This is a genomic window from Stenotrophomonas sp. YJH_SMC_80 (genome assembly GCF_059372495.1).
In genome coordinates this window covers 574218-595216 of sequence record NZ_JCAFVP010000001.1, presented here as the reverse complement: position 1 = coordinate 595216, position 20999 = coordinate 574218, and the positions used below count along the sequence as shown (strand labels likewise).

General features: G+C 68.1%; 18 protein-coding genes. 14 read left to right on the top strand and 4 right to left on the bottom strand.

Features of this window, described 5'->3' with window-relative positions; translation table 11 throughout:
- Positions 1-34: 34 nt before the first annotated feature.
- Positions 35-637, bottom strand: a complete 603-nt coding sequence (locus AC5P99_RS02585; protein ID WP_049451959.1) for a DUF998 domain-containing protein — start codon at positions 635-637, stop codon at positions 35-37.
- A 124-nt stretch (positions 638-761) separates the two neighbouring features.
- Between AC5P99_RS02585 and trxA the strand changes: the two genes are divergently transcribed.
- From trxA to AC5P99_RS02565, 4 genes are all read left to right on the top strand, one after another.
- Positions 762-1619, top strand: coding sequence for a thioredoxin (trxA, locus tag AC5P99_RS02580; protein WP_005410542.1), 858 nt, complete (start codon positions 762-764; stop codon positions 1617-1619).
- Positions 1620-1772: 153 nt separating this feature from the next.
- On the top strand, positions 1773-3428 hold the full coding sequence (locus tag AC5P99_RS02575; protein ID WP_495212866.1) for a FecR family protein: 1656 nt from the start codon (positions 1773-1775) through the stop codon (positions 3426-3428).
- Complete coding sequence (locus tag AC5P99_RS02570) at positions 3425-5050, top strand: CHASE2 domain-containing protein (RefSeq protein WP_495212881.1); 1626 nt, start codon at positions 3425-3427, stop codon at positions 5048-5050. The genes AC5P99_RS02575 and AC5P99_RS02570 overlap by 4 nt, the downstream gene beginning before the upstream one ends.
- Before the next feature lie 73 nt (positions 5051-5123).
- Positions 5124-5576, top strand: a complete 453-nt coding sequence (locus AC5P99_RS02565; RefSeq protein ID WP_495212865.1) for a DUF4442 domain-containing protein — start codon at positions 5124-5126, stop codon at positions 5574-5576.
- 7 nt (positions 5577-5583) lie between these two features.
- Here the strand turns inward: AC5P99_RS02565 and AC5P99_RS02560 are convergent, their stop codons facing one another.
- A complete protein-coding gene (locus AC5P99_RS02560; RefSeq protein ID WP_495212864.1) occupies positions 5584-6900 on the bottom strand; it encodes a hypothetical protein in 1317 nt (438 codons plus the stop codon).
- 76 nt (positions 6901-6976) lie between these two features.
- Here AC5P99_RS02560 and AC5P99_RS02555 point away from each other — a divergent pair, with 76 nt between their 5' ends.
- From AC5P99_RS02555 to rnfB, 9 genes are all read left to right on the top strand, one after another.
- Positions 6977-7660 carry a DUF502 domain-containing protein gene (locus tag AC5P99_RS02555; RefSeq protein WP_054172268.1) on the top strand — a complete coding sequence of 228 codons (684 nt, stop codon included), beginning with the start codon at positions 6977-6979 and terminating at the stop codon, positions 7658-7660.
- Positions 7657-8442: a queuosine precursor transporter gene (locus AC5P99_RS02550; protein WP_012480937.1), complete on the top strand. Its 786-nt coding sequence runs from the start codon at positions 7657-7659 to the stop codon at positions 8440-8442. Before AC5P99_RS02555 ends, AC5P99_RS02550 begins: the two co-directional genes overlap by 4 nt.
- 95 nt (positions 8443-8537) lie before the next feature.
- A complete protein-coding gene (locus AC5P99_RS02545) occupies positions 8538-10478 on the top strand; it encodes a DUF885 domain-containing protein (protein ID WP_059035031.1) in 1941 nt (646 codons plus the stop codon).
- Between the two features lie 16 nt (positions 10479-10494).
- Entirely contained in the window at positions 10495-11565 is a 1071-nt protein-coding gene (locus AC5P99_RS02540; protein ID WP_285311953.1) for a serine hydrolase domain-containing protein, read from the top strand.
- Positions 11562-11966 (top strand): SMU1112c/YaeR family gloxylase I-like metalloprotein, encoded by a 405-nt coding sequence (gloA2, locus tag AC5P99_RS02535; protein ID WP_495212863.1) that lies wholly within the window; start codon positions 11562-11564, stop codon positions 11964-11966. Before AC5P99_RS02540 ends, gloA2 begins: the two co-directional genes overlap by 4 nt.
- Before the next feature lie 532 nt (positions 11967-12498).
- A complete protein-coding gene (locus AC5P99_RS02530) occupies positions 12499-12942 on the top strand; it encodes a DUF2147 domain-containing protein (RefSeq protein WP_495212862.1) in 444 nt (147 codons plus the stop codon).
- A gap of 102 nt (positions 12943-13044) precedes the next feature.
- Entirely contained in the window at positions 13045-15132 is a 2088-nt protein-coding gene (gene metG, locus AC5P99_RS02525; RefSeq protein ID WP_495212861.1) for a methionine--tRNA ligase, read from the top strand.
- Between the two features lie 78 nt (positions 15133-15210).
- Positions 15211-15801 (top strand): HAD family hydrolase, encoded by a 591-nt coding sequence (locus AC5P99_RS02520; RefSeq protein WP_049451011.1) that lies wholly within the window; start codon positions 15211-15213, stop codon positions 15799-15801.
- A 24-nt stretch (positions 15802-15825) separates the two neighbouring features.
- Positions 15826-16239, top strand: a complete 414-nt coding sequence (gene rnfB, locus AC5P99_RS02515) for an Rnf electron transport complex subunit RnfB (protein ID WP_495212860.1) — start codon at positions 15826-15828, stop codon at positions 16237-16239.
- A gap of 165 nt (positions 16240-16404) precedes the next feature.
- Here the strand turns inward: rnfB and AC5P99_RS02510 are convergent, their stop codons facing one another.
- On the bottom strand, positions 16405-16752 hold the full coding sequence (locus AC5P99_RS02510) for a RidA family protein (RefSeq protein ID WP_005410556.1): 348 nt from the start codon (positions 16750-16752) through the stop codon (positions 16405-16407).
- A gap of 192 nt (positions 16753-16944) precedes the next feature.
- On the opposite strand from AC5P99_RS02510, the gene mprF reads away from it, so the two are divergent.
- Complete coding sequence (gene mprF, locus AC5P99_RS02505) at positions 16945-19509, top strand: bifunctional lysylphosphatidylglycerol flippase/synthetase MprF (protein WP_049451010.1); 2565 nt, start codon at positions 16945-16947, stop codon at positions 19507-19509.
- Between the two features lie 98 nt (positions 19510-19607).
- Here the strand turns inward: mprF and AC5P99_RS02500 are convergent, their stop codons facing one another.
- Positions 19608-20954, bottom strand: a complete 1347-nt coding sequence (locus AC5P99_RS02500) for a virulence factor family protein (protein ID WP_495212859.1) — start codon at positions 20952-20954, stop codon at positions 19608-19610.
- Positions 20955-20999 lie beyond the last annotated feature (45 nt).

Genomic DNA, 20999 nt, shown 5'->3' with positions numbered 1-20999 from the left:
CGACCGCCGGCGTCGCCAGCGCCCGGAGCCGATCTCAGCGCGGTCGCGACAGAGGCAGGGCCAGCGCCAGCCAGACCGCCCAGCAGGCGAATGCAAGCCGTTGTGCCAGCGGCGCCGGCAGCACGCCCTGCAGCGCAAAGGCAGCCAGCGCCGCCAGCACGCCACAGGCGAGCGCCACCCCGCCCAGGGCGCGGCCGTGCGTCTGGCGCAGCTGCGAGATGCCCAGCAACAGGGTGCCGGCGACGAAGCCCAGCACCCAGATCATCCAGGCACTGGCGTGCAGCTGGCTGGCCGGCCCGTGCAGATCGTCCACATCCAGCGGCATCAAGCCCATCGCGGTGAAGGCCAGTCCGCCCAGCAACAGCATCTGGCTGCCCACCCGCGGCGCCCAGCCAGCACTGGCCGGCAGCTGTCGGCGCAGGCACTCGGCCACTACCACCGCCAACAGGCCCGGCAGTACGAAGCCCAGCAGATTGAAGGCCAACGCGTGCGGCACGCCGTGTGCGCCCAGCAGGGCCACCGGGTGCCGCGCCTGTGCATAACCTTCCAGGCCGGTGCCGAAGCCCAGCACCGCCAGCACGAACAGCAGTGCGGCGGCGGGGCCGGACAGACGCAACAGGGAAGACGGGGAGGTCATGCAGGCTCCAGGAGCAACGGCGGCGGGAACGACGCATTGTCGGGCATTTGCCGCAGTCCGGGTTGAGACTGGCATCGATCGTCACCATAGAATCGGTCTCCAGACGCCAATCGATGCCTCCCCCATGACCGAGACGACCTACGTATTCGACGCCACCACTGCGACCTTCGAGGCCGAAGTCCTGCAGAAGTCGCTGCAGACGCCGGTGCTGGTCGACTTCTGGGCCACGTGGTGCGGCCCCTGCAAGACCCTGGGCCCGATGCTGGAAAAACTGGCCGCCGAATACAACGGTGCCTTCGAGCTGGCCAAGGTCGATGTCGACAAGGAACAGCAGATCGCCGCCGCCTTCCAGATCCGCTCGGTGCCGACCGTGTTCCTGGTCAAGGGCGGCCAGCTGGTGGACGGCTTCCCCGGCGCCATCCCGGAAGGCCAGCTGCGTGAGTTCCTGGCCCAGCACGGCATCGTGCCGGCCGACGTCGGCGACACTGCCGCCGAGGACGAAGCGCCGTTGGATCCGCAGGCACAGGTGGACGTACTGCGTGCGCAGATCGCCGCCGAGCCGGACAAGGACGAGCTGAAGCTCGACCTGGCCCTGGCCCTGCTGCAGATCGGCGGCGTGGACGAAGCCGGTACGCTGATCGACGGCCTGCCCGCCAACCTGGCCACCGACGACCGCGCCGTGCGCGCCCGCGCCCGGCTGTCCTTTGCCGCCGCCCTGAAGGACGCCCCGGCCGCCGAGGTGCTGGACGCGCGCATCGCCGCCAACGGCAATGACCTCAAGGCCCGCCACCTGCGCGGCGTGCAGCTGCTGCTCGGCGGCCATGACGAAGCCGCGCTGGCGCAGTTCCTGGAAATGCTGCGGATCGACCGGAGTTTCGAGGAAGGCCTGCCGCGCAAAGCGCTGATCGATGCCTTCAATGTGATCTCGGACGAGGACCTGGTCGGCCAGTACCGCCGCAGGATGGCCTCCCTGCTGTTCTGAACGGAAGCCGGGTTCGTTCAGAATCCCTGCACTGGACGCGGGCAATAATGCGCACGATGGCGGCCGTAGGGCCGCCACGATCCGTTCGGGGGGATGAGGTCGGGGCCATGGGGTCTTGCAGCTGCACCCCCGCATTGCCGGGATTGCAAAACTGTGACCTTCGTCCGCTCGCTGTTGTTTGCCATGCGCTTCCAGGGCGCCCTGCTCTGTGCCCTCCTTCTGCTGCCGGCCATCGCCGCCGCGCAGGACTGGAACTACCGGGTCCGCCCCGGCGACACCCTGTGGGATCTGGGTGGCGTGTATCTGAAACCCTCGGTGCGCTGGCAACAGCTCCAGCAGCACAACCGAATCGACAATCCCTACCGGCTGCCGCCCGGCCAGCTGCTGCGTTTCCCCATCAGCTGGCTGCGCATCGAACCGGCACCGGCGCGGGTGCTCTCGGTCCGCGGCAAGGTCGAACTGTCCAGTGGAGACGGCAGCGCCAGCCGCGCCATCCAGGCCGGCGAGCAGCTGCATATCGGAGACACCGTACAGACCGAGGGCGAATCCAGCGTCACGCTGGAATTTGCCGATGCGTCGCGCCTGCAGCTGCGTGAGTACTCGCGCCTGCGCCTGGACCAGCTCAGCCGCTATGGCCACACCGGCATGGTCGACACCCGCCTGCGCCTGCAGCAGGGCCGCGCCAGCAATCGGGTGACGCCCGCGCGCGGCCCGGCATCGCGCTACATCATCGACGCGCCCACCGCCACCAGCAGCGTGCGCGGCACCGTCTTCCGGGTCAGTGCCGGCGACGGTCGTGATGTCGCGGCCACCGAGGTCCTGCAGGGCAAGGTGCAGGTCGGCAACGCCCATGGCCAGCGCATGGTCCAGCCCGGACAGGCCACCCGCAGCGCCAGCGCAGACGCCGCTCCGGACGCAGTCACCGTACTGCTGCCGGCACCGCAGCTGCGCAACGATGAACTGCGCCTGGCCCCGTTGCCGACGCTGCTGGCATGGACTCCGGTCACCGGCGCCGCGCATTACCGCGTTGAAGTGGTAGAGGCAGCCACGCCGGAGATCCTGCTGTTCGCTGCCACCACCCCCGATACCCGCCTGGCCATCGGCAATCTGCCGCCGGGCCAGCTGCGCATCCTGCTGCGCGCGGTCGATGCGCAGGGTGTGGAAGGCATCGACGCCAGTGCCGACTTCGAACTCAGCGACCAGCCTCCACCGCCGCTGACCCTGGCCCCGCTGCATGGACAGACAATCAACAGCGACCGCCCGCGTTTCCGCTGGAGCCAGGCCCCCGGTGCGCGCAGCAGCGTGCTGCAGATCGCGGCTGATTCCACCTTCGTACAGCCACTGCAGGAACAGACCAGCACTGGCACCGACCTGCGCCTGGCGCAGCCATTGCCGCCGGGTCACTACTTCTGGCGGATCGCCTCCCGCGGTGCCGATGGGCACCAGGGGCGCTATGGCCAGGCCCTGCCACTGCAGCTGAGCAACGAGCCGGTCGATCCTGCGCTGCAACCGCCCGAGGCCGCGCACGGTGAACTGACCCTGCGTTGGCAGGCCGGCAGCGAAGGCCAGCGCTATCGCGTGCAGGTCGACCGCCGCGGCGACTTCAAGGCACCCCTGGTCGACGAAACCGTGGCCGAACCGCAGGTCAGCTTCAAGCGTCCGTGGCGCGGCACCCTGCATGTGCGCGTGCAGTACATCGACGATGACGGCCATGCCGGCGAGTTCTCGCCTGCCCAGCAGATCGCCCTGCCGTGTCGCCTCTGCTATGGCACCGGCGGCGGTGCCCTGCTGCTGTGGCTGCTGTTGTGAGGCGCTCGCCGCTGCCGTGGTCGAAGCGGATCCTGCTGGCCATGCTGGCCGGGATACTGACCCTCGTCGCCAGCCAGGGCCAATGGCTGTGGCGGCAGGACGAGGCCACCTACGACGCGATGGTCGGCAACTGGGACTATCGACCCGACCCGAGCGTGCTGATCGTGGCCATCGACGAAGGCAGCCTGCAACGCATCGGCCAATGGCCGTGGCCACGCTCGGTCCACGCCCGGTTGCTGGATCGCCTGACCGATGCCGGTGCCGAACGGGTCGCGCTGGATCTGATGCTGTCCGAGCCGGACCGCCGCGACAGCCGCCAGGACGAGGCGCTGGCCGCGGCCATCCGTCGCAATGGCCGGGTGGTGCTGCCGGTGCTGGCCGCACCGGCAGCCGGTGATCGCATGGCCGAGGAAATGCTGCCGGTTCCGCAGATCGCGGCCAGTGCCGCCGCCATCGGCCACACCGACGTTGAGGTGGACAGCGACGGCGTCGCCCGCGGCATCTACCTGCATGCGGGCATCGGCAAGGCGCATTGGCCGGCGCTCGGGCTGGCCCTGACCGGCCTGCCCGCGGGCGCGGTGCGCGGGCTGCCCGACCCTGATCCCGAGGTGGGCTCGCCCTATCAATGGCGGCGCAACGACTACGTGCGGGTGCGCTATGCCGGACCTCCCGAGCAGTTGCCGCAGGTTTCCTACGCAAACGTGCTCGATGGCCACGTGGACATGGCGATGCTGCATGGCCGCCGCATCATCGTCGGCATGACCGCCAGCGGCATCGCGCCGCGCCTGCTGACCCCGACCACCCGCGAGTTCTGGATGAGCGGCAGCGAGTACCAGGCCAACATCGCCTCGATGCTGCTGCAGCACAAGCAGATCGAGGTGCTGCCCCGCTTCTGGCAGCACACCATCAGCGCTGTGCTGGTGGCGCTGTGCGTGATCCTGCTCGGCCTGCGCCTGCCGTGGCTGGCGGCGCTGAGTTCGCTGCCGCTTGCCCCTCTGCTGAGCTGGTTGCTGTTGCGCACCAGCAACCTCTGGTGGGCGCCAGCCACCGCCCTGCTGGGCGTCCTGCTGGTACTGCTGGCCTGGGCGATCTGGCGGATTTCGGCCTGGCACCGGCAGGCCAACCGTGACGCACTGACCGGCCTTGGCAATCGCCTGCGTTTCGAACAGGCGCTGCAGCAGGAATGCGACGCCGCACGACGCAACGGCAAGCCACTGAGCCTGGCGCTGATTGATGTCGACCACTTCAAGCGCCACAACGACCGCCATGGCCACCAGGTCGGCGACCGCGTGCTGCGGGACGTCGCCCGGTTGATCGGCGCGCATGCGCGGCGTCCGCGCGACATGGCCGCGCGTTACGGTGGCGATGAATTCGCGCTGGTATTGCCCGATACCCCGGCCGAAGGCGCGCGGCTTGTCATCCAGGACCTGATCGACTGCGTACGTGCATTGCCGGTACACGGTGACGGCAGCGACGATCGGGTGACGCTCACCATCGGCGTGTTTACCCGGGTACCGGAAGGCGAGCTGCAACCGCATCATTTCGTCGAAGGGGCCGACACCGCGCTGTACCAGGCCAAAGCGAATGGACGCGACGGGTATGTGATCGACGGCGGCGCGTGACCGGTGCCACCGGGTGCAACATACGCATGCGAATGGTTAGACTGGACACCTCGCCCAGCGCCCCCGGATCCGCATGAACGCCCGTCTGTTCCGCTTCGGCATCAACCTCTGGCCGCCGTTCCTGTTCACCGGCATCCACGTCACCCGTATCACCCCCGACTACCGGCAGATCGATGTCGAGCTGCGCCTGCGGCCATGGAACCGCAACTACGTCGGCACCCACTTCGGCGGCAGCCTGTTCGCGATGACCGATCCGTTCTGGATGCTCGGCCTGCTGCACATCCTCGGCCGCGACTACTACGTGTGGGACCGCGCCGGCGCCATCGACTTCCTCAAGCCGGGCCGTGGCATCGTGCGGACGTCGTTCCGCATCGACGACGCGCTGCTGGATGAACTGCGCGCCGAAGCGGCCAGTGGCGAGAAGGTGCTGCGCTGGTTCAGCAACGACGTGATCGATGAAAGCGGCGATGTGGTCGCCCAAGTCCGCAAGCAGGTCTACCTGCGGTTGAAGCCACACGCACGCTGAGCGCGCCTCAATCGCGCGCCAACGCAGTCGAAGCTGGCTCCGCCTGCAGCGGCACCGACAGCCACGGGCTTTCGTCGTTGCTGCGGGACGGCGAGCGGCGTGGCACCTGTAGATGGCGGCCATCGGCGGACAGCTGCGGTGACCGCACCGGCGAGCGGAACTGTGCCGGCAACCGCTGCAGGGCATCCACCGGATCCTCCGGCTGCTGCCGCAGCCAGCGCTGTGCACCCAGCAGGCGCAGCATCGCCGCGGCGTCCTGGGTGCGCGACGAATAGGCCGGATAGACCGGACCCGCAATGTCGGTCAGCAGGCAACCCATGACGTTCGACAGGCAACCAAAGTCACGCTGCGGCGGCGCCGGTGCCGGCAACGGACGGTCCGCCTCCAGCGCAGCGGTCGCCGTCGCGCCACAGGCCCAACCGAGATTGCCGGCCGCACGGGCCAGGGTGCTGCTGCGGTCCAGTACCAGCGCGCCGCCGAATTCCCGCGCCGAGGTCTCGATCGCCACCCGGTTCATCGCATACTCGCCCTGCATCGCACGGCACAGGCTCTGCTCGTCGGCCCGCATCGGCTGCATGGCCTGTTCGCATTCGGCCGGCAGCGGGTGATCGGCAGGCAGTTCGACCAGCATGTCGGCCAGCAGCTGCGCGTTGGCCTGTACCAGGCTGGCGCCGATGATGCTTTCGACCAGATAGCTGCCACCGGGCACCAGCCGCCGGCCCAGCTGCACTCCCCGGCAGCTGCCGCGCAGGGCACCATCGATGTCACCCTGTACGAACGCCAGCGCGCGTGCGCTGGTGGCATCGACCACCAGCCCGTAGGTCGGCATCGGCACCAGGATGCCCTCGCCCTTCGGCTGGAACGGCGATACGAAGTAGTCTGCTTCGGCGAGCTGATCCAGCCGCGCGTGCAACTGCTGGTGCCCGGCATGGGCCTCCACGAAGCGTTGCGGGTCCGCGCGGACCTGGGCGAGGCAGCCGCGGGCGGCCGGCCCGCAACTGGCACCGGGCCGCGAGCGCAGCTCGGCATGGTTGGCCACCAGGTGTGTCTGGCCGCCGCTGCTGCCCCGCAGGTCGGCCTCCCAACGGCGCACGTCCTCGGCCAACGCCTGCTCGCGCTGGCGGGCATCCAGATCGTCGAACGGCAGCGTCCACAACAGGGCATAACCGTTGCGCCCGCTCGCCGGCAGCCGCGCTTCCAGCCGTTGCTGCGCCTGCAACCGCGATTCCGGCACCGGCCACATGCGTGAGGCGCACCACACCACGATGGTCAACAGCAGCAGGCCCGCCAGGGTCCAGCCCAGTCCGCGCAGAATCTTCAACACAGCTTCCCTTCCATGGCTCGTTGCCGCAGTCGATCCACCAGCGTAATCGACCGGCAGTGACCGCTACAATGCGCACATGTCGCTCGAAGCCCCCGCCCTGGTCCCCCGCCCCTCCCTGCAGCGCCTGTTCCTGACCGGCCTGCTGACCCTGCTGCCGATCTGGCTGACCTGGGTCGTGGTCAAGTTCGTGTTCGTGCTGCTGTCGGGCATTTCCAGCCCGCTGGTGGTACCGCTGTCCGAGCAGATCGCGACAAGCTTCCCGCACTACCTCGGCTGGGTCCGCGCCGAATGGATCCAGGACACCATCGCCCTGCTGGCCACCCTGCTGGTGATCCTGGCGGTGGGCGTGGCCAGCCGCCGCGTGCTCGGCCAGCGCCTGCTGCGCTGGGTGGGCGCGGTCATCAAGCGCATTCCGCTGGCCAGCATCATCTACGACAGCGCAAAGAAGCTGCTGGACATGCTGCAGACCGAACCGGGCAGCACCCAGCGCGTGGTGCTGATCGACTTCCCGCACCGCGACATGAAATCGGTCGGACTGGTCACCCGCGTGATCAAGGAACACGGCACCGACCGTGAGCTGGCCGCGGTGTATGTACCGACCACGCCGAACCCGACCTCGGGCTACCTGGAAATCGTGCCGGTGGAACTGCTGACCCCGACTGACTGGACCGTCGACCAGGCCATGAGCTTCATCATTTCCGGCGGCGCCGTCGCGCCGTCCAGCGTGCCGTTCACCCGCGCCGGCGAACGCACCGAATGACCCCGGCGCCGATCGAGCGCCCGCTGCAGGACCGCGCTGTCCTGCTGTTCATCGTGCTGGCCGCGTTCTTCTGCGGCAATGCGGTGCTGGCCGAGCTGATCGGGGTGAAGATCTTCGCGCTGGAAGACACGCTGGGCATCGCCCCGCTGAACTGGAACCTGTTCGGCCAGACCGGCTCGCTCAGCTTCACCGCCGGTACCCTGCTGTGGCCGGTGGTGTTCATCATGACCGACACCATCAACGAGTTTTTCGGCAAGCGCGGCGTGCGCTTCATCTCGTGGCTGGCGGTGGTGCTGATCGGCTACGGCTTCCTGTTCGCCTTCGCGGCCATTTCGCTGGCGCCGGCCAGCTGGTGGGTCACGTCGATGGATGGCCACGGTGTGCCCGACTACCAGGCCGCGTTCGCAGCCGTGTTCGGCCAGGGCATGTGGACCATTGCCGGTTCGCTGGTGGCCTTCCTGCTCGGCCAGCTGATCGACGTGGCGGTGTTCCACCGCATCCGCCAGGCCACCGGCGAACGCCACGTGTGGCTGCGTGCGACCGGATCGACCGCGATCTCGCAGGTGGTGGACAGCTTCGTGGTGATCTGGATCGCCTTCGTGCTGGGCCCGCAACACTGGCCGACCTCGCTGTTCCTTGCGGTCGCCAGCGTCAACTACGTGTACAAGATGGGCTTTGCGGTCGCCCTGATTCCGTTGCTGTACCTGATGCGGCGTGCCATCACCCGCTATCTGGGCGCCGATCGCGCGGCGGCACTGCGTGCCGCCGCTGCGGCTGACTGAAGCCCCAGCGCCGCCAAGCTGACTGCGTCTTCACGCTGGCCGTACGCGCGCGGATCGTGCAAGCTCCACGATCTGTGTTCCACGGAAGCTTCTTGATGCCGTATTCCCCCCGCGTCCTGGCCGCTGCCATTGCCGCGTTGTTCCTGTTCAGTGCCGTGCCGTCGGCCGAAGCAGCGAAGAAGAAGGCCAGCCGCCCTGCCGCTGCGCAGACCCGCCAGGCCGCCAAGCCCAAGGCCAGGCCCGCCCGTGCCACCGCACCGGCCCGTGGCAGTTCGGCGCGCCGCGCTGCGCCGCGTCCGGTCGCACCGGCCCGTGCCGTGCCCAAGCAGGTGCAGCTGGAACGGCTGTACGACGAATACTGGGATGCCTCGATGCGGTTGAACCCGCTGCAGGCCACGTTCCAGGGCGAACCGCGCTACAACGACCAGCTGCCCAACATCCTGTCCGCCGCCTGGCGCCAGCAGTCGCACGACTTCACCACGCAGTGGCTGGGCAAGGTCGAAAAACTCGGCAGCGATGGCCTGCAGGGCCAGGACCTGCTCAGTTACGAGATCTTCGTACGTGACGCGCGCGCCTCGCTGGCTGCCGAGCGCTACCCGAGCTGGATGATGCCGATCAGCCAGTACTACAACATCGGCAGCATCATGGCGATCCTCGGCTCCGGCGCGGGCGCGCAGCCGTTCAACACCGTGCAGGACTATGACACCTGGTCGCGCCGCTCGCTCGGCATTCCCGAACTGTTCGACCAGGCCATCGACAACATGCGCCAGGGCATGAAGGCCGGCGTGGTGCAGCCGCGCGACCTGATGGAGAAGGTGCTGCCGCAGCTGGATGCAGTGATCAAGCCGACCGCTGAAGAGAGCATCTTCTGGTCGCCGATCCGCACCATGCCGAACACAATTGCGGCCGAAGACAAGGCGCGCATCAGTGCCGAGTACAAGCGCATGATCGAACTGCGCATCATGCCCGCCTACCGCGCCCTGCGCGGCTTCATCGCCACCGAGTACCTGCCGGCCACGCGCGCCAGCAGCGGCATGGGCGCGCTGCCCGACGGCCAGGCCTGGTACGCCAACCTGATCGTGCAGACCACCGCCAGCGACCAGACCGCCGCGCAGCTGCACGCGCTGGGCGAGCAACGCGTGCAGGAACTGCAGGCACAGATAGCCACGGTGATGAAGGACGCCAAGCTGCGTGGCACGCCGGCAAAGCTGCTGCGCAGCATGCGCAACGATCGCCAGTTCCAGTACAGCGATGCCAATGCACTGATCAGCCGCTACCGCCAGGTGCAGCAGCAGGTCAACGCGCGCCTGCCGCAGGTGCTCGATACGCTGCCGAAGTCCGCGCTGGAAGTACGCGCAGTGGAACCGGAACGGGCGCTGACCGCCGCCGCTGCCGCCTACCAGCCGTCGCCGCCCGGGCAGCCCGGCGTGCTGTACATCAACACCCGCGACCTGCCCAGCCGCAAGCGCTGGAGCGTGCCGGTGCAGTACCTGCATGAAGCGATTCCCGGCCATCACGTGCAACTGGGCCTGCAGCAGGAGCTGGCCAAGCTGCCACGCTTCCGCCGCCTCGGTGGCGATCTCGCCTTCGTCGAAGGCTGGGGCCTGTACGCCGAAACGCTGGGTGAAGACCTCGGCGTCTACACCGATCCCTACGACCGTATCGGCTACCTGTACTCACGCCTGCTGCGCGCCGCGCGCGTCGTCGCCGACACCGGCGTCAATGCACAGGGCTGGAGCAAGCAGCAGGCCGTGGCCTACCTGCAGAAGACGGTGGACATGAGCAGCGATGACGCCAACGCCGAAGTCGAGCGGATCATGGCCCAGCCCGGCCAGGCACTGTCGAACGTCGCCGGCCTGACCACCATCGTTGCCTTGCGCGACAAGGCCAAGGCACGCCAGGGCGCAGCCTTCGATCTGCGCCGCTTCCATGCAGAACTGCTGAAAGACGGCTCGATGCCTCTGGACGTGCTGGACCGCAAGATGGAGCGCTGGATGGCACAGCCGGCCAGCGCTGCGCCCACACCTTCGCCCTGACGCTTCCGGAGCCACCATGCGCCCTGCCGTCGCCCTGTTCGCCGCCGTGCTGGGCCTGCTGCCTCTGGCGGGCGCCGCCGCACCGGTGCTGACCCCACCGGATGCCGGTATCGACGGCCTGATGCAGGCCTACGATGGCCAGGTGCCCGGCGCCGCAGTGCTGGTGCTGCATGACGGGCAGCCGGTGTTCCGCCGTGGCTACGGCCTTGCGGTGGTCGAAGACGGCACCCCGGTCACAGCCGCCAGCAACTTCCGGCTGGCCTCGGTCAGCAAGCAGTTCACCGCCGCGGCGGTGCTGCTGCTGGTGGAAGACGGCCGGCTCGGGCTGGACCAGCCGGCCCGGCAGTGGCTGCCCGAGCTGCCACCGGCTGCAGCGGGCATCACCCTCCGCCACCTGCTCTCGCATACCAGCGGTCTGCTCGACTACGAAGACCTGATGGACCCGGCAGACACGCGGCAGGTACACGATGCCGATGTACTGGCCCTGCTGTCGCGCCAGGACCGGCTGAACTTCGCGCCGGGCACGCAGTACCGCTACAGCAACAGCGGCTATGCACTGCTGGCACTGATCGTGGGCCGCGCATCCGGCCAGGATTTCGCCGCCTTCCTGCAACAACGCATCTTCCGCCCGCTGGGCATGACGCATACCGTGGCCCACCAGGACGGCGTGGACACGGTCGCCGCACGCGCCTATGGCTACAGCAGGATCGATGGCCGCTGGCAGCGCACCGACCAGAGCACTACCAGCGCTGTACTGGGAGACGGCGGGATCTACTCCTCGCTGGACGACCTGGCCCGCTGGGATGCGGCGCTGTACGACGACCGCCTGCTGTCGAAGGCTTCGCGCCGGGCGATGTTCAGCCCCGCCACACCGACGCCCGAACCGGATGTGCCGCACTACGGCTTCGGCTGGCGCCTGAACGGCCCGGTGCAATGGCACAGCGGCGAGAGCATCGGCTTCCGCAACGTGATCGTGCGCCACCCGGAGAAGCACCTGACCGTGATCGTGCTGACCAACCGCAACGACCCCGAACCCTATCCGCTGGCGCAGAAGATCGCCCAGCGCTGGCTGGACACCCTGCAATGACCCCCGGTTCCGACGCCCTGCTGGGCATCCACCACGCCGCACTGATCTGCAGCGACTACGCACGCTCGAAGGACTTCTACGTGCGCATCCTCGGCCTGCGCGTGCTGGCCGAGAACCACCGCGCCGCACGCGATTCCTGGAAGCTCGATCTGGCCCTGCCCGACGGCGGCCAGCTGGAACTGTTCTCCTTCCCCTCGCCGCCGCCCCGTCCCAGCCGCCCGGAGGCCCAGGGTCTGCGCCACCTCGCGTTCCGGGTGACTGCACTGGAACCCTTCATCCACCGCCTGGCCGCGCATGGTGTCGCCTGCGAACCGATCCGCGTGGACGAATACACCGGCCGACGCTTCACCTTCTTCGCCGACCCCGACGACCTGCCACTGGAGTTGTACGAGATCGCGTGAGCGATTTTCAATCGCGGAGGCCCATCCACGCATGGCGTGGATCTACGTGTCGACCAAGGTCGACACCCACCAAGAGCAGGCCGTGGCATTCCAACAGATCGCGGAGACCTGTCGAAGGCGGGGTGGGTCCGGTTGCGGGGGCGTGAGCCGCATGGGCCCGAGGCATGCCTCGGGCGGGTTGGGCAGGACGCCCAACCCCGGTCTTGCCGTGTGCGCAGGACTGCGCCCACGAGCAAGCGGCGACCGAGCTTACATGGGTGAGGGCGCTTTGCTTGCGAAGCACTGCTTCGCAAGCGCCCGAACGCACAGCCGCCAGCGGCTGGGCCGGGCCCCGGAGGGGGACTTGCAGCGCCCCCCGCAACCGGCCCCACCCCGCCATCCCACGGATAGCCCGCTGTTGCTGTTGCAGTTCCTGTTGCCCCCGCGGGTGCAGGGCGCAGCCCTGCAAAGCCCCCCTTCCCCATACCCCGCCGAATGGGTATACAGTCGACCCGTACCGGCATCGTGCCGGAATGAACCCTGGGAGGGGACCATGCGCAAGAACTTCAAGACCCTGCTGCTGGCACTGCCGCTGTGCCTGGCCGCGCTCTCGGCGCAGGCCGCCGATGGCGCCGCCGGCCGCTGGAAGACCATCGACGACAAGACCGGCAAGGTGAAGTCGATCGTCGAGATCACCCAGGCCGCCAACGGCACCCTGACCGGCAAGGTGGTCGACATCCTGCACTCGGACAAGGGCCCCAACCCGGTCTGTGACGGCTGTGAAGGCGCCAACAGGAACAAGCCGGTGAAGGGCATGACCATCCTCTGGAACCTGAAGGCCGACGGCGCCAACAAGTGGTCCGGTGGCACCATCCTCGATCCGGCCAATGGCAAGACCTACAAGTCGAAGATGGAACTGCAGCCCGGCGGCACCCGGCTGGACGTGTCCGGCTGCATCGCCTTCATCTGCCGCGCGCAGACCTGGCAGCGCGAATAAGCGCCCCGCTCCCCGCTTCATCCCCGTGACCCGGCCTCGGCCGGGTCACCTCGTTGCGGGCATGCGATACTCTGCGGTTCCCCTCGGCTTCACCCCGCGACCATGACCCGTACCGCGCTCGTCACCACCGCCCTGCCCTACGCCAACGGCCCGCTGCACCTGGGCCACCTGGTCGGCTACATCCAGGCCGACATCTGGGTGCGTGCGCGGCGAATGAGTGGCGGCAAGGCCTGGTTTGTCTGCGCCGACGATACCCATGGCACGCCGATCATGCTGGCCGCGGAAAAGGCCGGGGTCACCCCGGAAACCTTCATCGCCAACATCCAGGCCAGCCACGAACGTGACTTCGCCGCCTTCGGCGTGGCCTTCGACCACTACGACTCGACCAATTCGGCGGCCAACAAGGCGCTGACCGAGCAGTTCTACCTGAAGCTGGAAGCGGCCGGCCACATCAGCCGCCGTTCGGTGGCGCAGTTCTACGACCCGGCCAAGGGCATGTTCCTGCCCGACCGCTACGTCAAGGGCATCTGCCCGAACTGCGGCAGCCCCGACCAGTACGGCGACAACTGCGAAGTGTGCGGCGCTACCTATGCGCCGACCGACCTGAAGGAACCGCGTTCGGTCATCTCCGGTGCCACGCCGGAAATGCGCGATTCGGAGCACTTCTTCTTCGAGGTGGGCCACTTCGACGCGTTCCTGCGCGAATGGCTGGCCGGCGACGTCGCCCTGCCGGGGGTGAAGGCCAAGCTGGGTGAGTGGCTCAATGCCGAAGGTGGCCTGCGCGCGTGGGACATCTCGCGCGATGCGCCGTACTTCGGCTTCCAGATTCCCGGCCAACCGGGCAAGTACTTCTACGTCTGGCTGGATGCACCGATCGGCTACCTGTCCAGCTTCCAGACCCTGTGCGGCAGGATCGGCGAAGACTTCGAAGCGCACCTGCGCGCCGGTACCAGCACCGAGCTGCACCACTTCATCGGCAAGGACATCGTCAACTTCCACGGCCTGTTCTGGCCGGCGGTGCTGCACGGTACCGGCCACCGCGCGCCGACCCGCCTGCACGTCAACGGCTACCTGACCGTGGACGGTGCCAAGATGAGCAAGTCGCGCGGCACCTTCGTGATGGCGCGTACCTTCCTCGATGCCGGCCTGGAGCCGGAAGCGCTGCGCTACTACTACGCCGCCAAGTCCGGCGGTGGCGTCGACGATCTCGACCTGAACCTGGGTGACTTCATCGCCCGCGTCAACGCCGACCTGGTCGGCAAGTTCGTCAACCTGGCCAGCCGCTGCGCCGGCTTCATCAGCAAGCGTTTCGACGGCCAGCTGGCCGCGCAGCTGCCCGATGCAGCGCAGTACCAGCGCTTCGTCGACGGCTTGGCGCCGATCCGTGAAGCCTACGAGCGCAACGACCCGGCCGCGGCGATCCGCCTGACCATGGCCCTGGCCGACGAAGCCAACCGCTACATCGACGACGTCAAGCCGTGGGTCATCGCCAAGCAGGAAGGCGCCGACGCGCAGCTGCAGGCCGTGTGCAGCCAGGGCCTGAACCTGTTCCGCGTACTGGTCACCGCCCTGAAGCCGGTGCTGCCGGCCACCGCCGCGCAGGCCGAAGCCTTCCTGGCCGCGCCGGTGAACGACTGGACCGAACTGGCACAGCCGCTGCTGGGCCACCGCATCACCGACTACACCCCGCTGTTCACCCGTATCGACCCGAAGAAGATTGACGCCATGATCGACGCCTCCAAGGACACCCTGCAGCCGGCCGCGGCCGCCGCTGCCGCCCCCGCCGCCAGGACCGAAGCGGCCAAGCCGGCTGCACCGGCACCGGCCAAGGACGACGCAAAGAGCGCCGATGTTCCGACCTACATCGGCATCGACGATTTCGCCAAGCTCGACCTGCGCATCGGCAAGGTGCTGGTCTGTGAGTTCGTGGAAGGCTCGGACAAGCTGCTGCGCTTCGAACTGGATGCAGGTGAACTGGGCAAGCGCCAGATCTTCTCCGGTATCCGCGCCAGCTACGGCGAGCCGGAGAAGCTGGTCGGCCGCAGCGTGGTGTTCATCGCCAACCTGGCCCCGCGCAAGATGCGCTTCGGCCTGAGCGAAGGCATGATCCTGTCGGCCGGTTTCGACGGCGGTGCGCTGGCGTTGCTGGACGCCGACAGCGGCGCGCAGCCGGGCATGCCGGTCCGCTGATGCCCGCAGCGGGCGTGGCCTCGGCCGCGCCCGCCGGCAGCACCGGCCACCGGAGGCAACGCGATGGGAGGCAACGGAATGGAACTGGCGCTGTTCGACTTCGACCACACCGTGACCACCTGCGATACCTATGGCCGTTTCCTGCGCCGCGTGGCCACCGCCGAACAGCTGGCGCAGGCGTGGTGGAAGGTCGGCCCGTGGCTGCTCGCGTACAAGCTGAAGCTGATCTCGGCCGGACGCATCCGCGCGCGCGTCACCCGCCTGACCTTCAGCGACCGCCACAGTGACGACATCGCCACCCTGGCCGCCGGCTTCTCGCGTGAGTTCCTGCCCGATGTGGTGCGCCCGGAAATGCTGGAGCAGATCCGCTGGCACAAGGAACAGCAGCACACCGTGGTGATCGTGTCCGGCTCGCTGGACCTGTACCTGCGGCCGTGGTGCGAGCAGCTGGGCCTGCAGTTGATCTGCAACCGGCTGGAATGTCAGGACGGACGCCTGACCGGCCGTTACGCCGGTGGCGACTGTGGCCCGCGCAAGGTCGAGCACATCCGTCGCCAGTTCGATCTGTCGCGTTACGTGCGCATCCATGCCTACGGTGACAGTTCCGAAGACAAGCCGATGCTGGCGCTGGCCCACGAGCGCTGGTTCCGCGGCAAACCCCTGAAGTAACCCGACGCGCAGCCTTCGCCACGCATGAGCCTGATCCCACCCCTGACCGAACGCCTCGACCGCCTGTTGCCGCAGACCCAATGCGGGCAATGCGGCTACGACGGTTGCCGACCGTACGCGCAGGCGATGGCGCGCGGCGAGGCAGGCGTCGACCGCTGCCCACCCGGTGGCGATGCCGGTACACGCGCGCTGGCCCAGGTTCTGCGCGTACCGGCGATTCCTTTTGATCGTTCGCGCGGCGAGCACAAGGCGCCGCAGGTGGCGTTGATCGTGGAAGCCGACTGCATCGGCTGCACCAAGTGCATCCAGGCCTGCCCGGTGGACGCCATCGTCGGCGGCGCCAAGTACATGCACACGGTGATCGCCGATCTGTGCACCGGCTGCGAGCTGTGCATCCCGCCGTGCCCGGTCGACTGCATCGAGCTGGTGCCGGCCTAGCCACCGGACCAACCGGCAGAGCGGCGGAGCGGCGGAGCGGCGGGGTAGAGTCGACTGTTAGTCGACTGCTCTTCGTTCCGGCGGCGCAAAACCCCGCGCTGCGCGCGATAGTCGACTAACAGTCGACTCTACCCCCTCCTCCACTGCTGGGAGGTGACCTTGCCGTTACGGCACTGCCGCCGTCACCACGATCTCGACCTTCCAGTCGGCGTGGGCCAGCTTGGCCTCGACCGTGGCGCGCGCCGGGGTCGCACCTTCCACCACCCACTCATCCCATGCCTTGTTCATGCCATCGAAGTCGGCCATGTCGGCCAGGAACACTTCGGCGCGCAGCACGTGCTGGCGATCACTGGCCACCAGCGCCAGCAGCTTGTCGATCTCGGCCAGCACCTGCCGGGTCTGCCCGGTGATGTCCTGGCTGGTGTCTTCCGGAATCTGGCCGGAGAGATAGGCGACCTTGTTGTACACGGTCATTTCGGACATGCGCGGTCCGACGTCGTAACGCTCCATCATGGGCGTGGCTCCTGCGGGTGATCAGACCTGCATTGTCCTCCAAACCGGTCAACGATGGGTGCAGGGCAGCCTTCCACACATGGTCACTACCGGCTTCCGACAGCGACGCTGGTCAAATGCCAGCGACAGGCGCACGATGCGCCACGGCTGCATTGACACCGCCCTCGCCCTCCCTGACGCACCCTTGCGCCGATGACCGAAACCACCGACCCCGCCACCGCTCCCTCCACCCCGGCATGGAAGCGGGTCCTCACCATCGTCATCCCGCTGCTGATCCTTGCGCTGGCGCTGCACGGCCTGGCCAACGAGTTCGATGAGAACGGCTACCGCGCCATACGCCATGCCTTCCACCAGCTCAGTGGCACGCAGATCGCGCTTACTGTCGTGCTGGGCCTGGCCAGCTATGCCTGCCTGATCGGCTTTGATGCCATCGGCCTGCGCCGCAGCGGCATCCGCGTGCATCCGGCGCGCATCGGCATCACCGCGTTCCTGGCACACACGCTCGGCCAGACCGTGGGCTTTGCCGCGCTCACCGGCGGTGCGGTGCGCCTGCGCGGCTACCGTACCGCCGGCCTCGACCTGGCGCAGATCGGCCAGGTCGTGCTGATGAGCACGCTTGGCTTCGTGTTCGGTGCGTGGCTGCTGATCAGCGTGGCGCTGTGCATGGAACCGGCGGCAGCGGCGCTTGCCCTGCCGCTGGACCCGGATGCGGTGCGCGTGGTCGGCATCGTCGCGCTGCTGGCCTATGCGGCCACCCTGCTGCTGGTCGGCCGCGATGGACGCCAGTTCAGCGTGTTCGGCCATGCGCTGTGGCTGCCCGACCGGCGCACGATGATCGGGGTGACCGTGCTCAGCGTGATCGAGCTGGTGCTGGCCAGTGCCGCGTTCTATGTGCTGCTTCCGGACTCGACGCCGACCGGCCTGCCCGGCTTCGTCGGCCTGTACCTGGTCGCGGTGCTGGCCGGCCTGGTTTCGACCGTGCCCGCCGGCCTCGGCGTGTTCGAATGGAGCCTGCTGAAGCTGCTGCCACAGGTGGCACCGGCTGCGGTGCTGGCGGCGGCGTTGATCTACCGCGTCACCTACTACGTGCTGCCCCTGCTGCTGGCCACCCTGCTCGCGCTTGCACCCGCGCTGCGCCAGCCGCTGCAGGCCAGTGCCGGGGCAACCCGTGCCGGCTGGAACGCGCTGCGCCCATGGTTGCCGCAGATCATCGCGCTGGCGGTGTTCAGCATCGGTGCTGCGCTGGTCATCGACGGCACGTTGCCCACGCCGCGCCGTCACCTGGTCAACGCATCACTGCCGATCCTGGAAACGTCCCATCTGATCGGCAGCCTCAGCGGCGTCGCCCTGCTGCTGATCGGCCAGGGCCTGGCCCGGCGCAGCCATGCCGCATGGATGCTGGCGATGGCCGTGTGCGTGATCACCCCGTTGCCACTGTGGCTGCGCGGTGGCCAACCGTTGATCGCGGTCTCCGCCCTTCTGGTGGCGATGGCGCTGTGGGCCGCACGCCGCGAGTTCTACCGCCAGGGCGCGCTGCTCGATGAAGCATGGTCGTGGCCATGGCTGCGCAACCTCGGCCTGGTACTGGTGGCGGTCACCTGGCTGTTGTTCTTCACCTACAGCCATGTCGAGTACCAGAACGAGCTGTGGTGGCAGTTTGCGATATCCGGCAACGCACCGCGTGCGCTGCGTGCGCTGCTGGTGGTGGCGATCGCGCTCGTGATGTTCGGCCTGGCGCGGCTGCTGCACAGTACGCGCAGCCCGCTGCCAGCCGCCGACGAGGCCACGCTGCAATCATTGGCGCCGGTACTGGCCGGTGCCACCGATACCCAGGCCTGCCTGGTACTGACCGCCGACAAGGCGGTGCTGCGCGATGATGCGAAACAGGGCTTCGTGATGATGCAGCGCTACGGCGGTTCGCTGATCGCGATGGGCGATCCGGTCGGCCCGCCTGATGTGGCGCGCGCGCTGATATGGCGCTTCCGCGAGGAAGCTGACCGGCTCGGCCTGCGCCCGGTGTTCTACCAGGTGGGCGAGACCTACTGGCAGACCTATCTCGACCTGGGCCTGGGCCTGGTCAAGCTGGGCGAGGAAGCGATCGTGCCCTTGCACGACTTCAGCCTGGAAGGCCGCGAACGCGCCGATCTGCGCCAGGCCTGGAACCGTGGCAAGCGCGGGGGCCTCTCGTTCCGCGTGGCACCGGTGGAAGAGATTCCCAGCCTGCTTCCCCGCCTGCACGCGATCTCCAACGCGTGGCTGGAAGACAAGGCCGGCGACGAGAAGGGTTTCTCGCTGGGCAGCTACGATCCGGATTACCTGGCGCGCTTCCCGGTGGCACTGGTCGAAGCCGAGGGCCAGATCGTGGCATTCGCCAACCTGTGGCAGGCACCGGCCGGTGCCGAGCTGTCGGTGGACCTCATGCGCCACGTCAACGAGGCACCGAAGGGCACGATGGACTTCCTGTTCATCGAGCTGTTCCTGTGGGGCCGCGCTCAGGGCTATGCGCGCTTCTCGCTGGGCATGGCGCCGCTGTCCGGGCTGGCCCAGCATCGCCTTGCTGGTCGCTGGAACCGACTGGCCGGCCTGCTCGCGCGGCATGGCGAACGCTTCTATGGCTTCAGTGGCCTGCGCCGCTTCAAGTCGAAGTTCGACCCGCAGTGGCGACCGCGCTATCTGGCAGCACCCGGCGGCATGCATCTGCCGGCCGCGTTGCTGGATGCCACGCGCCTGATCTCTCTGGACCCGCGGCGTAACTGAAGCCCTGAGCCGCCGGGCATGGCCCGGCGCTGCAAGCCACCCGGTAGGTGTCGACCTTGGTCGACACGGCGGCGACAGCGTTCGGGCGTGGCCCGGCGCTACGCCCCGCCCTTGAGGATCACTTCGGCCAATCGGTCGTAATCACCATTGAAGTGATGGTCGCCCGGCAGCTTCACCTTCTGCACGCCGTCGTTGGCCGGCAGGCCGGGGCACAGCGCGTCGTCATCCTTGTCGCCATACACGCAGAGGGTCTTCGCCGCCGGCAGCTTCGCCACTTCCGGCGCGATCGGCAGACCATCGCCGCCACCACCCAGCCAGTTGCTGACGTGGAATTCAAAGTCGGCCTTCCTGCCTACCGACAACAGCACGATACGATCCAGCGCTGCGCGGGTATCGGCATCGAGCTGGTTGATGGTGGCCGGCAGCACGTCGGCACCCTGCGAGAAACCGATCAGCATCACCTTGTCGCGATGCCACTGCTGGCGGTAGTGATCGATGATCTTCTGCAGGTCAGTGGCAAATCCCTTCGGCGTGCGTTCGCTCCAGAAGTAGCGCAGTGAGTCGATGCCGACCACGGCCACGCCATGCTCGTTGAGCGACGATGCCACGTCCTTGTCCAGGCCGGCCCAGCCGCCATCGCCGGAAACGAACACGGCCAGCGTGTCGCCATTACCGGCAGCGGGTACTTCCACTATCGGCAGGCCCTTCAGCGCGGCTGGTGGCGGTGCCAGGCTGACGCCGGCCTGCGCGCCGATCACCCGCGCCGCCGCCACCAGGCCGGGTGAAGCATCGCCGCGCGCGGTGCGCTTGAACTCGCGTGCCATCGCCACCTGCTGCACGAAGCGACTGGCCTCGCCAACCTTGCAGCCATGGTCGCCGGCGGCGCTCAGCCACGGGGAATTCAACTCGGCAGGCTGCAGCTTGTTGTGCTTCACGCCATCGCCGCAGACCATGCGCTCGTGACTGTGATCCGGGCAGAAGCCGGTGGTCAGCAGGCCGGCGAACACCTGGGTGTCGGCCTGTGCGGCCAGCGTGTAGGCCATCTCGGCGCCTTCACCATCACCACCGACCAGCGGCAGGTGGTAGCCAGGTAGGTGCAGGGAGGCCTGCAACCAGCGCGAGAAGTTCTCGACGTCGCCGGAACCGAACGAACAGGTCGGATTCCCCTCGCGCTTGAGGACGCTGCGCAGATGCGCGATGTCCACGGCAGCCACCATCGCGCCATCGGCACGCAGGGCCTCGATCGGAAGGCGGCTGGTATCACCACCGGAGGTGGGTTCATGGAACCAGATCACCACACGCTGCGGCGTGCCAGCCGGCATGTGCACCGGAATCTGCTCGAACCGCCCGTGGCTGAACTGCTGCACGTTGGCCGCCGCCATTGCCGGCAGTGCTGCCAACGCCAGAACCACACCCATTGCCCTGCCCAGCCCTGCACGCTTCATGTCGCATCCCCGATGGAATGCGCACACGATACGCCGCCGCCGCGT

Bases quoted from the DNA above. Each gene is read 5' to 3' on its own strand.
- metG (WP_495212861.1), top strand. From the start codon at position 13,045: ATGACCCGTACCGCGCTCGTCACCACCGCCCTGCCCTACGCCAACGGC.
- AC5P99_RS02500 (WP_495212859.1), bottom strand. From the start codon at position 20,954: ATGAAGCGTGCAGGGCTGGGCAGGGCAATGGGTGTGGTTCTGGCGTTG.
- AC5P99_RS02550 (WP_012480937.1), top strand. From the start codon at position 7,657: ATGACCCCGGCGCCGATCGAGCGCCCGCTGCAGGACCGCGCTGTCCTG.
- AC5P99_RS02530 (WP_495212862.1), top strand. From the start codon at position 12,499: ATGCGCAAGAACTTCAAGACCCTGCTGCTGGCACTGCCGCTGTGCCTG.
- AC5P99_RS02540 (WP_285311953.1), top strand. From the start codon at position 10,495: ATGCGCCCTGCCGTCGCCCTGTTCGCCGCCGTGCTGGGCCTGCTGCCT.
- gloA2 (WP_495212863.1), top strand. From the start codon at position 11,562: ATGACCCCCGGTTCCGACGCCCTGCTGGGCATCCACCACGCCGCACTG.
- trxA (WP_005410542.1), top strand. From the start codon at position 762: ATGACCGAGACGACCTACGTATTCGACGCCACCACTGCGACCTTCGAG.
- AC5P99_RS02555 (WP_054172268.1), top strand. From the start codon at position 6,977: ATGTCGCTCGAAGCCCCCGCCCTGGTCCCCCGCCCCTCCCTGCAGCGC.
- rnfB (WP_495212860.1), top strand. From the start codon at position 15,826: ATGAGCCTGATCCCACCCCTGACCGAACGCCTCGACCGCCTGTTGCCG.
- AC5P99_RS02565 (WP_495212865.1), top strand. From the start codon at position 5,124: ATGAACGCCCGTCTGTTCCGCTTCGGCATCAACCTCTGGCCGCCGTTC.
- mprF (WP_049451010.1), top strand. From the start codon at position 16,945: ATGACCGAAACCACCGACCCCGCCACCGCTCCCTCCACCCCGGCATGG.
- AC5P99_RS02585 (WP_049451959.1), bottom strand. From the start codon at position 637: ATGACCTCCCCGTCTTCCCTGTTGCGTCTGTCCGGCCCCGCCGCCGCA.
- AC5P99_RS02510 (WP_005410556.1), bottom strand. From the start codon at position 16,752: ATGATGGAGCGTTACGACGTCGGACCGCGCATGTCCGAAATGACCGTG.
- AC5P99_RS02520 (WP_049451011.1), top strand. From the start codon at position 15,211: ATGGAACTGGCGCTGTTCGACTTCGACCACACCGTGACCACCTGCGAT.
- AC5P99_RS02545 (WP_059035031.1), top strand. From the start codon at position 8,538: ATGCCGTATTCCCCCCGCGTCCTGGCCGCTGCCATTGCCGCGTTGTTC.